The organism is Paenibacillus sp. FSL P2-0136 (genome assembly GCF_037975325.1).
Classification (GTDB): Bacteria; Bacillota; Bacilli; order Paenibacillales; family Paenibacillaceae; genus Paenibacillus_AQ; species Paenibacillus_AQ silagei.
The window spans coordinates 689764-705358 of sequence record NZ_CP150244.1; the positions used below are offsets into that span (position 1 = coordinate 689764).

The following is a 15595-nucleotide window of genomic DNA, read 5'->3' on the forward strand; positions in this document are numbered from 1 at the left end:
ACGAGCGCCAAAGGAGTGCTGAAGGAGTGCTGAAGGAGTGCTGAAGGAGTGCCAAAGGAGTGCTGAAGGAATGCTGGAGGTGTGCTGCAAGGGTTGCCAAGTTACTGTTAATTTAATGGTATAGCGTCAGCCGTACCAGTCGCCGCAGCCCATCAGCCAGAGAAACAGCACCAGAATAAAGGAGTCGATGACTATGAACAATATTGAGAATAACGGGACAGTGAACGCTGGAGAGGAAGATTGGGGGAAGGTGAGTAGTGGGGAAGAGAGTGTAGGGAAGGCTGGCTGCTCTAAGGAGAACGAGGAGAACAGTTCAAGCGGAGTGCTGAGCCAGCCGGAGTTCAGCTCGGCCACCGCGCTATCTACAGCCGCCAACTACATTATGAACGCGCCGGAGCCGTTCACCCATACGTACCGCACCTATATCCGTTTGCGAGAGAACGGCAGTTTGACGCTGAAGTTCTGGCACAGCAATGCTGTGGATTCGACCTGGGACCTGGGCGCGGATGCCATAGCCAGTGAACAGGGCGGCGAGTGGAGCATCGAAGCGGCATATGTTGCCGATGGCGGAGCCGCGCCGGATGGCAGCATTGTGCCGGGCTCGCAGGTGCCGGTTACCTTTGGCGGCGAATTGTCGCGGCGAGTGGAGCCGGGTGAGCAGTTCTGGAGCGACGAAGCGCTTCTGGAGCTGCCGGAGAACCACTTGTTGGCCTTCACCTGGACCTTGAAAACGGCTGGCGCAGGCAAGTCATTCCCCTTCAATGTGGAGGGAATGCTGGTCTCCGGCTACGATGCGCCGGGCACTTTGGCAGCTCAGGAGTCTGCGGCTGATTTCAGCGAATCGGACAAGCTGCAGGTTCTCCCAAGCTTCCTGGGCTACAAGAAGGATGTAACGAAGAAGCTGGTTTTTCTGGGTGACTCGATCACGCAAGGGGTACGGACTGCCAAGGATCAATACACACACTGGGCGGCAAGAATTGCGGAGGGGCTGGGTACAGAGTATGGAGTGTGGAATATCGGCTCCGGCTGGGGCCGGGCCTACGATGTAGCCACGGACGGTCCCTGGTTGCATAAGGCACAGCAAGGTGATGAGGTGCTGATCGTGCTCGGCGTGAATGATCTGGATATCGGCCAGCGCACGGCAGAGGAATTGCTGGGGGACGTGGCGTACATCATATCCCGGATCAAGGAAGCACAACCGGAGACAACAGTAATTCTCAGCACCGTGCCACCTTTCAATTTCGAGGGCGAGCGTGAGACCCATTGGCGTAAAGTGAATGAATGTATCCGCATGAGTCCTCCGGCCGGAGTGGACCGCGTATTCGACATGGCCGCCGTCCTCTCAGTTCCGGCTCCTGCAGATCACCGGATCAAGCCGGAGTATATGAGCGACGAGTTCGACCCGCATCCGAACGGTGCGGCGGGCAAGGCAGTGGCGGCGGCTTTTCTGGCGTGGTACAGAGGTTAACGAAATTTAACAGCAAACGGACGGCAGCAGTTAGTAGAGCATCAGAATTAAACAAGTGAGTTCATTCCATAAATGAGGTAAGGGATGAAGCTGCGTTCGTAGCGAAAAAACAGGGATAAGTGTATTCTGTGCAACTAAAAACAGTGAAACGGATGGACTTCCTCTTCTAATTGTATTTTGTGCAACTAGATTTGCCCGGATGGACGAAAATCCAGGTATAGGGGCATTTTAATTGCACGAACTACATCTAAACGGAGATATGACGGCACATCGGAAGATTTAGTTGTACGAATTACAATTAAGCCTCCCCCTTGCCCCCTAATTGGGGTGAAGTAACCACTCAGCAAGCCATTAGTTAAAGTAATTTTCACACGTTCAGAGCTGATGAGCTACTAGTAGAGCATCAGCTCTTCATCTGTGGATGGGTGAAGAGCCATGGAGGACTAAAAGGGTGAAGTAACCGGAGCAAATGTAGGCGAAAAACCGAACACAATGCACCGTCGCGAGGGAACACGGCCGAATGTAGGCGAATAACCGAATACATTCTCCCCCAGTAATCAGCATTCACATACCACCCAGACGGAGCTTAATGCTCCGCCTGATCCCGGTAGTCTTTCGGCGAATGGCCGGTGTGCTTCTTGAAGACCTTGCTGAAGTATTTGACGTCGTGGAAGCCGACCATTTCCGAGATCTGGGCCAGCTTGAGGCCCGGATTCTGCATCAGCAGCTTGGCCTTCTCGATGCGGACGCTGACGATGTAGTCGGAGAAGTTGATGCCGTATTCCTGCTTGAACCGGCGTGAGACATACTCGCGGCTGACCTGGAATTTGCCCGCCACCTCCTGAAGGGAGAGGTCGGAGGGGTAATTCTGCTCAATGTATTTTACGATCTCCGTCATCGGGTTCCGCTCTTTCTGCTGCTTGTCCGTGAGCGCCCGGGATAACTGCTGCATGAAGGCAAGGGACCAATCGCGCCAGGTGAACAGGGAGAAGGAATAGCCGCTGGGCTGCGGAGAGGGGTTCTGCTGGTCCCCTTGCTCAAGCTCAGCCAGCACGTTAGCCGCCTGGCTGCCAAGCGCCTCCCGGACCAGCCGGGAGCGAAGCAGCAGCGCATCGGCCCTCCAGTTGTTCAGCATCTGCGGGGTAACCACCCCCCGGCGGCTCAACTCCTGGGTCCAGTGCTGCGCTGCTGCGGTCAGGGCCTCGGGCGTCCCGCTGATGACTGCCATCCGCCAGTCCTCCTGGACATCGGCGAAGCTCAGCGGGACTGCAGTCTCCCGTTTATCGCGCGGCTTCCCGCCGGGTATCGTCCCCGGCTCCCTGCCCGTCACTGCGCCAGCACCATTGCCAGTCACCCACCCCGGCCCCGCACCCGCACCTGACTTCCGGCCAGTCACCTCGCCCGTTCCCGAGCCAGTCAATCCGCCTGTCGCCGCACCCAAGCCTGGCTTCCCGCCCGTCATCACACCCACATCAGTCTCCCCGCCTGCCACCGAGCCCGCTCCCATGCTTGTCCCCGCGCCCGGCAGCGCCTCCTCTCCCGCAAAATGGCAGTAATCCTCATGCCTGAGCAGATTCCGCCGCAGCAGCGCTTCGGCGGCTTCGGCGCGTCCCGCCGGCAGATGCGCGGGGAAAGCGCCCGGCGTGCTGATTCCGAAATGCATGCGGAATTGCAGCGTCAGGAAGATGCCCTGATTCATCCGGCTAATCAGCGAAGTGACGGATTCATGCGGCTCCCAGAGCAGGATGGCAATCTCCGGCGGCCCGCCCCAATAGCGGAAGGCGATGCCCGTGCCCTGCTGCTGCAAAAATTCGTTGCAGATGTTCACGATGGCATAGTAGAGCAGCTCGCTGTCACCGCCGAAGCGCCGCAGCAGCGGATTGTTGCCGCTGTCCGTCTGCACGAGGAGCAGACGCGAAATCTTAATGTCCGGCGGAATGATGCCGTCATGGATCAGGCGGCGCAGCGAGGCCTCGGCATTCACCTTGTCGTCGATCAATGCGGACAGCAGCTTCTCCCCGAAGATCGGCTTGATCTCATTCAGCCGGAGGTTCTGGTGCTGGCGGTGGCTGCGTTCCGCCTCCTCGGCCCGCCAGGCGGATACTGCTTTGGAGACCGCGCTGTTAATCATATCCGGGTCAATCGGCTTCAGGATATAATCGATGCCGCCATGGCGGACGGTCTGGCGGACGAAGTCGAAATCATTATGCCCGCTGACCACAATGAACTTGGTGCTGCCTGCGAATTCATCCACCCAGGTCATCAGCTCCAGGCCGCTCCCGGACTCCATCATCATATCCATAATGACCAGCGCTGGCTTCTCCTGGCGGATTAGACCGATGGCCTCATTGCCGTTACCCGCCTCCAGAATCTCCTCAATCTGATGGGCCTCCCAGTCCACCAGCAGGCGGACGGCCTTCCGGACTCTTGCTTCGTCATCTACAATCAGTGCCTTCATATCCGTTCACTCTCCACTACAATATCGATTTCAAGGCGGATGATTACCCCGCCTGTCTTCAGATTATCCACGGTCAGCAGGGCGTTATCGCCGCAGACCAGCCGCAGCCTGGCCAGCACATTGCCGAGGCCGATGCCCGCGCCCGGTGCATCGCGTCTGCTGGGGCTGTCCTGTCCGGCATTCTGCAGGAGCTCCCGTTCTTCAACGGTGCTGGACTGCTCCAGCTCCTTGCGCAGCGCCTCCAGCCGTCCTGCCGGAATCGGGAGGCCGTTGTTGGCGATGCTGATCTCCATCCGCTCCGGGGTTAGCGCGGCCACGTTAATCTCCATGTATCCGTCCTGGCGGTCAAGCTGGAAGCCGTGCTTGAAGTAATTCTCCACAATCGGCTGCAGGATCATTTTGGGCATCAGCGCCTGAAGCAGCGGCTCCTCCACCTCACAGCGGAAGCTGAACTTGTTCTCAAAACGCTCCTTCTGCAGCTGGATATACGCTTTGACATGATCCAGCTCATTCTGGACCGTCACCACCTTCTCATCATTGTACATGCTGTAGCGCATCATTTTGGCCAGAGCCGACAGCAAGCCGTAGATCTGCGGCACCTTCAGCTCCAGGGCCAGCGTACCGATAATCTGGAGAGTGTTGTTCAGAAAATGCGGATTAATCTGGGACTGGAGCGCCCTCAGCTCATTGGTCCGGCTCGCCAGCTCCAGTCTGTACTCCCGCAGAATGAGATTGTTGATCGTATCCATCATACTGCGGAAATGCTCGGTGACTACCCCGATCTCATCGTTACCTGCCGGGCGGATCTCAATGTTGAGATTCCCGGTCTGGACCTGATTCATATACCGGGTCAGCTGCTTGATCGGCGCGGTAATCCGGAAGGAGACAAGGATCGTCAGAACAATGATCGTTACCAGCAGCAGCGCCAGCAGCAGAAGGTTGATCGCGGCGGCCTCCTTGGCTTCGCGGAACAGGTAGGAGACGGGAATCTGCTTGACGAGCGTCCAGCCGAGGCCGATGCTGTCGATTTTTTGATAGATGAATACAGAGCTGTCCTGTTCAAAATAACCCTGCAACTGCGTACTGTCCGCAATCTGAGTGTTATACCAATCAGCATTCAGCGGTTTGCCGAGCAGCCCGGAATCATGGCTGTAGACCAGCCTGCCGCTGCTGTCCACCAGGTAGAGCTTCTCCTGATCCTGCTCGTACAGCTGGTCCACAATCTCACTGAGGGCAGCCAGCTTCACATCAATTGACAGATAGCCTAGCGCCTGCGAGGTAGGGATACGCTCAATTCTGCGGTGCAGCGTAAAGACCGGCTCCGGTATAAACTGCGTTAAGGGCAGCCTTAGCCCGTAAGCATTGCTCAGATGTGTACTCTGCACGCTTACCGGTGAGCTTCCGCTCAGACTGGACTGGTGGTAGGGGGCATTAGCCAGCCAGCGCTTGGGTGTTGTATTGTCGGTAATCAGCGTAGCCTTCGAGTCTTTCACACTGTATAAGTACACCTGTGAGAGGTGGGGCAGCGAGGTGGAGATATAGCTGAGCGAGTTATAGATGGCAATATCGGAGGACAGATCGTCGTACCCGGCTTCCAGCAGCCGGTAGAAATCGCCGTCGGAATAAACGTTCAGCGATAGACGGTTAATCTCCTGCAGCAGACTGTTAATGTTCTTGTAGCCCTGATAGAGCAGATTCTTGTTCTCATCGACCGCCCGGTCCCGCAGCGACTTGGTGGTGTGGGAATAGCTGACATACATCGTAGCCATAATGCAGATTAAGGTGGGCACAAGCAGGAAGACAATCAGCTTCGTGCGGATACTGGTCCATTTCATGGGGCGGGTCACATCCAGGTCAATATTTTACACCCTAAAGATCACTTGCGTAGGTGTAAGAGGCTCTGCAAAAAACAGATAATATCTTTAGATCATAAACAAGTGAGTGAGTAAAAGAAAGGGGGGCCATACATGCGCGGCAATAAATTGTCCCAATTTGGTCAGCAGGTATTTTTCGTTGGCCCGGCATTATTGTTTTTTACCTTGATCATGATTGTTCCGTTTCTGATGGGGATGTACTACTCCTTCACGGATTGGAACGGCGTATCCGGTAATGTAAGCTGGGTCGGCTTTGAGAATTTTAAAAGTATTTTTACAAATGATCACGATTTCTGGTCATCCTTCTGGTTTACCGTTAGATTCACCGTGCTGGGTGTGATCTTGACTAACGTAGTAGGCTTCTTCCTCGCCTATCTTTTGACCAAACCCTTGAAGACACGGAATATGCTCCGGACCATTTTTTTCATGCCGAATGTGATCGGGGGCCTGCTGCTCGGGTTCATCTGGCAGTTCATCTTCATCAAAGGCTTCGCCACTATGGGCGATCTTACAGGCCTGTCCTTCTTCAACCTTCCTTGGCTCGGGGATGCGACCACCGGCTTCTGGGCAATTGTCCTGGTCTTCATCTGGCAGTCCTCCGGCTATCTGATGGTCATCTACATCGCTTCGCTCAGCAACGTCTCCAAAGAGGTGCTTGAAGCTGCCGAGATTGACGGCGCCTCCCGGATGCAGGTGCTGCGTAACATCATCCTTCCGCTGATTATGCCTGCGGTTACGATTGGCCTGTTCCTGGCGATCTCCTGGTCCTTCAAGATGTTCGACCTGAACCTCTCGCTGACCAAAGGCGGACCGTTCAAATCGACGGAATCTGTAGCGATGAACATCTATAACGAAGCCTTCCTGAACAACCGTTATGGTCTGGGTACGGCTAAGGCGCTGTTATTCTTCCTCATTGTAGCGCTGATCACTGTCATTCAGGTTCGTATAACGAAGAGTAAGGAGGTAGAAGCTTAATGAATGCCAAGACCAAAAGCAGATGGAATATCGGCATTGAAGTGATTATGATCCTTCTGGCGCTTTTGTTCCTCTCTCCGTTCTACTTCCTGTTGGCGAATTCGGTGAAATCCTTCGGCGAGATTCTGAGCGACGCGGCAAGCTGGCCGCAGAGCTTCATGTGGTCGAACTATACGAATGCCTGGAAGCTGGCCCGGTTCTCCGAGGCCTTCCGCAACTCGCTGATTATTACGATCATCAGTGTAGCGCTGATCTCGCTGTTCAGTGCGATGGCGGCGTACCGCATGGTGCGTGCCAATAACCGGTTCAACCAGATTCTGCTGCTGCTGATGGTAGCGGCGATGGTGGTTCCGTTCCAGACGATTATGATTCCGATCTTGAAGGTTGTGAACGTCCTGGGCGTGAATAACTCCTTCACAGGTCTCATTATCTCCCATCTCGGCCTCAGCATTCCGATGGCGATCTTCCTGTTCCACGGCTTCATCAAGTCTGTGCCGCTGGAGATTGAAGAGGCGGCCACGGTGGATGGCTGTAACCCGATCTCCGCGTTCTTCCGGATTGTATTGCCGCTGCTCAAGCCGATGCTGATGACCATTATCGTGCTCAATGCGCTGGGAATCTGGAATGACTATCTGTTGCCGTCTCTGATTCTTCAAGCACCCGGACTGCGGACGATTCCGCTGGCGACCTTCTCCTTCTTCGGCCAGTATACGAAGCAGTGGGATATGGCGCTTCCGGCACTGACCATCGGGATTGCCCCGATCGTCATCTTCTATCTGTTCATGCAGCGTTACATTGTTGAGGGAATAGCGGCTGGCTCGGTGAAGGGTTAATTCACCGGGCTCCCGTTCCACATAAGAAGCAGTTAAATTATTCAAGGGGGAAATATCTAATGAAGAAGAAACATTCTGCACTGATGATGTCATCCGTAATGCTAATGTCAGTAGTGCTCGCGGCTTGTGGCGGCAATGCCGATAAGTCTGCCTCAAATAATGCTTCTAATGGAAGCGCTGGCAACAGCGGCGCTGTGAAGACGGTTAAGATTTTCCAGTTCAAGACCGAGATCGTGGAAGGCCTGAATGAGCTGAAGGTGGAATTCGAGAAAGAGCATCCTAACATCAAGCTGGATATCCAGACGGTGGGCGGCGGCGCAGACTATGGTGCAGCGCTGAAGACCAAATTCGCTTCCGGCGATGCTCCTGATATCTTCAGTAACGGCGGGTATGCTGAAATGGCACTGTGGCAAGACAAACTCGAAGACCTGTCCGACCAGCCTTGGGTGAAGGATCTGATTCCACTTGCAGCAGAACCTATGACCAAGGACGGCAAAACCTACGGGATGCCAATGAACCTTGAAGGAATCGGTTATGTATACAACAAGGACCTGTTCGCCAAGGCCGGGATTACAGAGACGCCAAAAACCATTTCCCAGCTTGAAGAAGCAGCTAAAAAGCTGCAGGCGATTGGCGTAACTCCGTTCGGCAACGCTTATCAGGAATGGTGGCTGCTGGGGATTCAGGGGATTAGCGTAGCTTTTGCCCAGCAGGATAATGTGGATGAATTCATCAAGGGTCTGAACGACGGAACTGCATCCATTGTGGGGAATGAGAAGTTCAAGGATTGGAGCAACTTGCTGAACCTGACAGTAAAATACGGCCAGAAGAATCCGCTGACCACGGATGCTAACACTCACCTGGCGCTGTTCGCCAAGGGCGAAACGGCTATGATGCAGGAAGGCAACTGGGCACAGACCCTGGTGGATAACATTACGCCGGACATGAACATCGGGATGTTCCCGATGCCAATCAACGATGATGCGGCGATGAACGATAAGCTGTCGGTGGGTGTTCCGGCGAACCTGGTAGTGAACAAGGAATCCGGCTCCAAGGAAGAAGCGAAGACGTTCCTGAACTGGCTGGTCACTTCGGATATGGGGAAAGAGTATATCGTGAAGAAATGGAAGTTCATTCCTGCGCTGTCCACCATTCCGGCAACCCCTGAGGATATCGGTCTGCTGGGTGCGGATGTCTGGAATTATGTAAAAGAAGGCAAGGTCTACGGGCTGCAGGCGTCCAAATTCCCTGATGGCGTTACACAGGAATTCGCCAGCTCCATTCAGGAATTGATTGCCGGCAAAGTGGATGAAGCCGGCTGGGAGAAGGGCATGCAGGCTGCCTGGGATAAGCTGAAGAAATAATCTGAAAGGGAACAGATTGGATAGAGTGGTTTGGCCGGGACGCTCATGCCCATCTCAGTGAATGAGGTGAGGCGGGGCGTCCTTTATGGTTTTCGGCTAACTGGTGATTGAGGTATACTCGAATCAAAGTCTTGTACATTACGATAAGAGGGAGCTGGGCACAATTCGGGAGCGGAATGATTACAGCAACGTGCAAATCGGTGTCGACTATTATCCTGAGCATTGGGACGAGTCCATGTGGGAGAAGGATATCAAATTAATGAAGGAAACCGGGGTCAAGGTTGTCCGGGTAGCGGAATTTGCCTGGAGCCGGCTGGAACCTTCGGACGGCAGCTTTGACTTCGCCTGGTTGGACCGGGCGCTGGATTTGTTCCATGCGTACGGGATTCAGATTGTGATCGGGACGCCTACAGCAACACCGCCGCGTTGGCTGACCTCCGCTTACCCGGATGTGTTGCCTATACTCGCGGATGGCGGCGTCTTCCATCCGGGCGTGCGCGGCCAGCGCTGTTATAACAGCGCTTCCCTGCGGAAACATGGCGGCCGGATTATTGAGGCGCTTGCCCGCCAGTACAGCAGCCACCCTGCAGTTATCGGCTGGCAGACGGATAACGAATTCAGTATGCTGGATTGCCGCTGTGACAGCTGCAACCTGGCGTTCCGGGACTGGGTTCAGCAGAAGTACGGGACGCTGGAACAGCTTAATTCGGAGTGGGGAACCGTGGTCTGGAGCGGAAGCTACAGCAGCTGGAGTGAACTGACAGTTCCTTATGGCGCTTCACCTTTTCAGAACCCTTCGCTGCTGCTGGACTTCCAGCGGTTCCAATGGGATTCAGTGATTGCGTTCCAGAAGTCGCAGATTGATGTGCTGCGGGCGATCTGCCCACATCATTTTATCACCCATAACTTTCACAGTTATCCGCAGCGGCTGGACATGCACGGGCTGGCAGAGGAGCTGGATGTGGCGGCCTTCGATTACTATCCGAATCCTTCGCCTAAGAAACAGGCCACTGCACCATACAGCGGGGCCTTATCCCTGGATCTGACCCGCGGGATTAAACGCCGGGGCTTCTGGATCATGGAGCAGCTTAGCGGCCCTCCGGGCTGCTGGTTCCCGATGTGGCGCACTCCGTATCCCGGACTGATCCGTGCATATGCCTGGCAGGCGATTGCCAGAGGTGCGGATACCGTGGTGCATTTCCGCTGGAGAAGCGCAGCCGCTGGAGCAGAGCAGTTCTGGCACGGCCTCATCGACCACAGCAATGTGCCCGGGCGGAGATTTGCCGAATTCGGGCAGCTGTGCAGTGAGGTGAATGCTCTGGCTCCGCTGTTGGAAGGGACACTGGTCATGAGTCAGACGGCTATCCTGTATTCGCACGAGCAGTTGGCTGCGCTGCGGATTCAGCCCCAGGCGGAGGGGCTGGACTATTATGATAACATCAAGCAATATCACCGGGCGTTAACCAAGCGTGGCATCAGTTGTGATGTGGTGGACTGGCGTCAGCCGCTGGAGGGCTACAAGCTGGTTATCGTCCCGAGCCTGTACCTGCATGATGAAGAGGCGGCACAGGCGCTGGAATCCTTTGCGGAAGGCGGCGGCACAGTCATTCTGATGAGCCGAAGCGGTGTGAAGAACATGAATAATATCTGTGTAATGCAGCCTCTTCCCGGGCTGTTCTCACGTGCTGCCGGCATAACGGTGGAGGAGTATGATCCGGTTGGAGACGAGGTTCATACGCTCCGTGATGCTGAAGGGAATCTGTATGCATGCAGCCATTGGTGCGACATTCTTTGTCTGGAGGGAGCGGAGCCGATCGCCTGGTATGAAGATGATTACTATGCCGGAGTTCCTGCGGCTACACTGAACCGCTTCGGGGAGGGCAAGGTATATTATATCGGAACCGATCCCGGGGAGGATTATTGGCTGAAGCTTTTGGGTGATATCGCGCTGGACGCAGGGCTTGAGCAGTTCGCGGCATTACCGGAGGGCGTTCAGGCCTTCAAGCGTACAGGAGAGAACCGGGAGCTGCTGTTCCTGCTGAACCTCAGCCGGACGGCTCAGAGCATCCGGCTGGAGAAGCACTACCGCAGCGCGCTAACCGGCAATCTGGAGACTGGAACCGTCATGCTTCCGCCTTTTGCTGTTCAGATTTTGCAAGCTGTAAGCTCTGGCCTGCAGGAAGCTGGAGTCAGGCAGTAGGGTGACGTCTCTTCTCCTGCATGCGGGAGGCCAGGGAGACCACAGGAGCTTTCGGCTGTGGCTTCCGTCTTTCGGCCTGCTGCTTCTGCGCCGCCATAAGCTCCTCTTGGCGGAACCGGCTTAGGAGGTCATGGACAGTTCTGATTTCACTTGTACCGATAGCTATTTCTATGCCATCCGGATTACCGGGCAGCTGGAACTTCCACTTTTTGTTTTCCACTGCTCTCACTCCTAGCCATTTTTTAGTCGGGGTCTCGCATTCCTGTTATATTTCCATCATAAACGGTGTATCGGATCATGTATAATGAAGGGAAATGATGGAGGCCATCACTGCGGCTGATGGGTGATCCGGGGGGAGCGATACGGCGTGGATACGGGTCTTCTCAAAGTATTTCTGGCGGTTGCCGAAGAAGGAAGTATCTCTAAGGCAGCCCAAAGCCTGAACTATGTGCAGTCCAATGTAACGGCAAGAATCCAGCAGCTGGAGCAGGAGCTGAAGACTCCGCTGTTCTACCGGCATAGCCGGGGAATTACCTTGACCTCGGCCGGACGGACGTTCATGGAGTATACGGTCAAGATTCTTAATCTGCTGGATGAGGCGAAGCTGGCGGTGCTGGATTCGCCAGTGCCCACAGGCTTGATTACCATCGGCTCGGATACGACGGCGGCAGTGCGGCTGCCTGCTATCCTGTCCACTTACCGAGGATGCTACCCGGAGGTGGAGGTGCAGCTGCAGGTCGGACGGGCGGGGGAGCTGATCGAGTCGGTTCTGCAGCATCAAGTCCAGGGGGCGTTTATGGACGGGCCGGTGGAGCACCCGGAGATTGTCCAGGAGCTGCTCATCCACGAACGGATCGGGCTGGTGATTCCCGATAGTATGGATTATCAGGGCATCCTCTCTGTTCATGACAAGACCCTGCTGATGCTGAATGCAGAATGCCTGTACCGGAACAAGCTGGAGAGCTGGCTGGCGGAAGAGGGCGGACGGCTGGGTAAGATGATGGAGTTCGGGACGATGGAGGGATTACTCGGCTGTGTAAGGGCGGGAATAGGGTATGCGGTGCTGCCGTTATCCTATTTCACCCGGATGAATGTCACGGAGGGGATAAGGATCTATCCGTTTCCCGAGAAGTATGCGGAGGTGCCGACGGTATTCATCCGGCGGCGTGACCTCTATATGACGAGCGCGTTCCGGGAGTTCATCGAAGAGCTGAAGGCAGGGCTGCCGGAAGCGGTGAGCGGGACAGACAGGATGCAGAACAGCAGCGGTCCTGTGGAGTAACGGGCAGCAGTGAAGTCATAAACGTAGGATAAGATCCTATATTCGTGCCGCAAAAGACGGATACCCCACTTAGGTGGATGGTATCCGTCTCTGTATGTTCAGGGGTTAGTGCAGCTTCCTGAACTGCTCCGGCGTAACCGCCGACTGCTTACGGAAGGTGGCTACGAAATGGCTGACATCGCGGAAGCCGACCAGCTGCGAGATGGCCTTAACGGTAAGCTGGGGATTCGCAACCAGCAGCTCCTTGCTCTTGCGGATGCGCAGCCGGACGAAATAAGCATAGGGCGATAGCCCGAAGGTCTGCAGGAACAGGCTGTTCAGATATCTGCCGGACACCTCAAGCCGGGAGGCGAGATCACGGAGGCCTACCTCGGGATCACCATAATGGCTGTCCATCCATTTCAGCAGCGGTTGAAGCTTGTCCACATTGCGGGAGATGGCCGTGTTGTTATGCAGCTGCCCGTATTTGTTCAGGGTCAGCAGGAAACGGTAGGCATCGCTGGATTCCCCGAGACTGAACATGTCATTCGAAGTATCGTGGCGGTCCAGCATCTCCTTCAGCATCGAGCTCAGCGGCGCCCCGCTCTCCCAGCGGTAGAACAGGCTGGTGTTCATCCCGAGCGAATCCAGAATATGCCGGGCTGAGGTCCCGCCGAAGGTGAGATAATAGGTGCGCCAAGTCTCTGAGGAGAGTGCTTCATAGCGGTGCGGTGTCCCCGGCATCAGCAGAATGCCGCTGCCCTCGGTGAGGGTGAGCTTCTTGTTGTCGAAGTGGATCATCCCATTGCCATGCGCCGTCTGCAGCCAATGATAGGTGTGATAGCCTTGCGGCCGGGAGACTTGTTCCTGATCAGGGTTATAACCCATACTGTCGAGGGTGATGGGGAGCAGCTGGCCGCTCTCCTGGGCGAATACGATTCTGCGGACGGTATCCAGTGACATTCCGGTTCATCTCCTGCTGTTCCATATTATTATATTTCAATTCATTAATATTATATTTATAGCGATTGAGGTAGCGATTAAAATAAGAATATACTTATACTATAAAGGATGTGCGTAGCGTGATCAACGAGAAATTACCTAAGATCTGGTACGGTGGAGATTATAACCCGGAGCAATGGGAGGCCCCGGTCTGGGCGGAGGACGAGCGGATGTTCAAGCTCGCGGGCATAGACGTAGCCACCATTAATGTGTTCTCCTGGGCGCTGATTCAGCCGTCTGAGGATACGTACGATTTCAGTGGTCTGGATGAGTTAATCGACCGCTTATATAAGAACGGCACATATGTATGTCTGGCTACGGGTACCGGGGCACATCCGGCCTGGATGGCTCACCGCTATCCGGAGGTAACCCGCGTGGATGTTCAGGGCCGGAAGCGTAAATTCGGCGGTCGCCACAACTCCAACCCGAACAGCGCAGTCTACCGCAAATACGCGGCCCTGCTGGCCGGTAAGCTGGCTGAGCGCTATAAGGATCACCCGGGCCTGGTAGCCTGGCATATCTCCAATGAATACGGCGGATATGATTATTCCGAGCAGTCCGAGGCGGCTTTCCGCGTCTGGTTGAAGGAACGTTACGGAACGCTGGATGCGCTCAACAAAGCCTGGAACACCCGGTTCTGGGGCCATACCTTCTATGACTGGGAGGAAATCGTTGTTCCGAATGAACTCAGTGAAGAGTGGGGCGGCAACCGGACCAACTTCCAGGGAATCTCTCTGGACTACCGTAGATTCATGTCGGATAGCCTGCTGGAATGTTACATTCTCGAATATAAGGCAATCAAGGAGCACAGCCAGGATATTCCGGTTACAACCAACATGATGGGCTTCTACCCGGAGCTCGATTATTTCAAGTGGGCGAAATATCTGGATGTAATCTCTTGGGACAACTATCCTTCCTTGGACACGCCGGTCAGCCATACGGCGATGACACATGATCTTATGCGCGGCCTGAAGAACGGCCAGCCGTTCATGCTGATGGAGCAGACGCCAAGCCAGCAGAACTGGCAGCCGTACAATTCCCTGAAGCGTCCCGGCGTCATGCGCCTCTGGAGCTATCAGGCGGTAGCGCGCGGTGCTGACACCGTGCTGTTCTTCCAGCTGCGGCGGTCCATCGGCGCTTGCGAGAAATACCACGGAGCGGTCATTGAGCATGTAGGGCATGAGCATACCCGCGTATTCCGCGAATGTGCTGAGCTGGGCCGGGAGCTGAAGAGCTTGGGCAGCGAGCTGCTGGATGCACGCAGTGCGGCGCAGATCGGGATTATCTACGACTGGGAGAACCGCTGGGCGCTTGATCTCTCCAGCGGCCCGTCTGTTGCACTGAAATATGTGGACGAGGTCCATAAGTATTATGATGCGCTCTATCAGCAGAATATTGAAGCGGATATGATCGGCGTAGAAGAGGATCTGTCGAGATACAAGATTGTCATTGCACCGGTGCTGTATATGGTGAAGCCGGGCTTCGCCGAGAAGGTCGAGGCCTTCGTCCAGGCCGGCGGCACCTTCATTACGACTTATTTCAGCGGGATCGTCAATGAGAATGATCTGGTTACGGTTGGCGGCTACCCTGGAGAACTGCGCAAGGTGCTGGGGATCTGGGCCGAGGAGATCGATGCCCTGCTGCCGGGCATGAGCAATGAAATCGTAATGAATAAGGAATGGGGGGCTCTGAACCGTTCTTATGCCTGCGGCCTGCTCTGCGACTTGATTCATCCCGAAGGCGCAGAGGTACTCGCTCAGTATGGTGCGGATTTCTATAAAGGTATGCCTGCCCTAACGGTGAACAGCTTCGGTGCTGGTAAGGCTTATTATGTGGCCACCAGCCCGGATGCGGCCTTCCTGCGCGGCTTCCTGGCTAACCTGTGCGCCGATAACGGCATTGCGCCGCTGGTCAGCGCGCCGGAAGGCATTGAGTCCGTTCAGCGTGTGAAGGACGGCGTATCCTATCTGTTCCTGCTGAACCATTCAGCAGAGGAGCTTCGTGCGGATATCGGTACCCTAGAGCGGACCGATCTGCTTACCGGGAAGAAGTTCAGCGGCTCCACTCCAGTTCCCGGGCGCGGAGTGCTGATTCTCTCAGACAAGCAGTAAGGCACGACAAAGCTGTCCCGAAGGCCGTTCATTAGACACGGCTGCTGGG

11 protein-coding genes are annotated in these 15595 nt (G+C 55.3%); 7 read left to right on the forward strand and 4 right to left on the reverse strand.

What is annotated here, in order from left to right:
* The first annotated feature begins 193 nt into the window (after window positions 1–193).
* Window positions 194–1468: an SGNH/GDSL hydrolase family protein gene (locus NYE26_RS02890; RefSeq protein ID WP_339253745.1), complete on the forward strand. Its 1275-nt coding sequence runs from the start codon at window positions 194–196 to the stop codon at window positions 1466–1468.
* Between the two features lie 586 nt (window positions 1469–2054).
* Here NYE26_RS02890 and NYE26_RS02895 read toward each other — a convergent pair.
* Both NYE26_RS02895 and NYE26_RS02900 read right to left on the reverse strand, forming a co-directional pair.
* Window positions 2055–3926: a helix-turn-helix domain-containing protein gene (locus NYE26_RS02895; protein WP_339253747.1), complete on the reverse strand. Its 1872-nt coding sequence runs from the start codon at window positions 3924–3926 to the stop codon at window positions 2055–2057.
* The gene (locus NYE26_RS02900; protein WP_339253749.1) at window positions 3923–5761 is read right to left on the reverse strand and encodes a histidine kinase; all 1839 of its coding nucleotides are present in this window, start codon (window positions 5759–5761) and stop codon (window positions 3923–3925) included. Before NYE26_RS02900 ends, NYE26_RS02895 begins: the two co-directional genes overlap by 4 nt.
* Window positions 5762–5893: 132 nt before the next feature.
* On the opposite strand from NYE26_RS02900, the gene NYE26_RS02905 reads away from it, so the two are divergent.
* The 4 genes from NYE26_RS02905 (at window position 5894) to NYE26_RS02920 (ending at window position 11172) form a co-directional block, all read left to right on the forward strand.
* On the forward strand, window positions 5894–6775 hold the full coding sequence (locus NYE26_RS02905) for a sugar ABC transporter permease (protein ID WP_339253751.1): 882 nt from the start codon (window positions 5894–5896) through the stop codon (window positions 6773–6775).
* Complete coding sequence (locus tag NYE26_RS02910) at window positions 6775–7608, forward strand: carbohydrate ABC transporter permease (protein WP_339253755.1); 834 nt, start codon at window positions 6775–6777, stop codon at window positions 7606–7608. The genes NYE26_RS02905 and NYE26_RS02910 overlap by 1 nt, the downstream gene beginning before the upstream one ends.
* 59 nt (window positions 7609–7667) lie before the next feature.
* Window positions 7668–8972, forward strand: a complete 1305-nt coding sequence (locus NYE26_RS02915) for an extracellular solute-binding protein (protein WP_036731279.1) — start codon at window positions 7668–7670, stop codon at window positions 8970–8972.
* A 103-nt stretch (window positions 8973–9075) separates the two neighbouring features.
* Window positions 9076–11172, forward strand: a complete 2097-nt coding sequence (locus tag NYE26_RS02920) for a beta-galactosidase (protein WP_339253757.1) — start codon at window positions 9076–9078, stop codon at window positions 11170–11172.
* On the opposite strand, the gene NYE26_RS02925 is transcribed toward NYE26_RS02920, so the two are convergent.
* The gene (locus NYE26_RS02925; protein ID WP_076078884.1) at window positions 11162–11392 is read right to left on the reverse strand and encodes a hypothetical protein; all 231 of its coding nucleotides are present in this window, start codon (window positions 11390–11392) and stop codon (window positions 11162–11164) included. The two genes, NYE26_RS02920 and NYE26_RS02925, sit on opposite strands and share 11 nt — an antisense overlap.
* Before the next feature lie 147 nt (window positions 11393–11539).
* On the opposite strand from NYE26_RS02925, the gene NYE26_RS02930 reads away from it, so the two are divergent.
* Window positions 11540–12454 carry a LysR family transcriptional regulator gene (locus tag NYE26_RS02930; protein ID WP_339253761.1) on the forward strand — a complete coding sequence of 305 codons (915 nt, stop codon included), beginning with the start codon at window positions 11540–11542 and terminating at the stop codon, window positions 12452–12454.
* Between the two features lie 105 nt (window positions 12455–12559).
* Here NYE26_RS02930 and NYE26_RS02935 read toward each other — a convergent pair whose 3' ends face one another.
* Window positions 12560–13396 (reverse strand): AraC family transcriptional regulator, encoded by an 837-nt coding sequence (locus NYE26_RS02935; RefSeq protein ID WP_339253763.1) that lies wholly within the window; start codon window positions 13394–13396, stop codon window positions 12560–12562.
* Window positions 13397–13515: 119 nt separating this feature from the next.
* Here NYE26_RS02935 and NYE26_RS02940 point away from each other — a divergent pair, with 119 nt between their 5' ends.
* Complete coding sequence (locus NYE26_RS02940; RefSeq protein ID WP_339253765.1) at window positions 13516–15546, forward strand: beta-galactosidase; 2031 nt, start codon at window positions 13516–13518, stop codon at window positions 15544–15546.
* The last annotated feature ends 49 nt before the right edge of the window (window positions 15547–15595 follow it).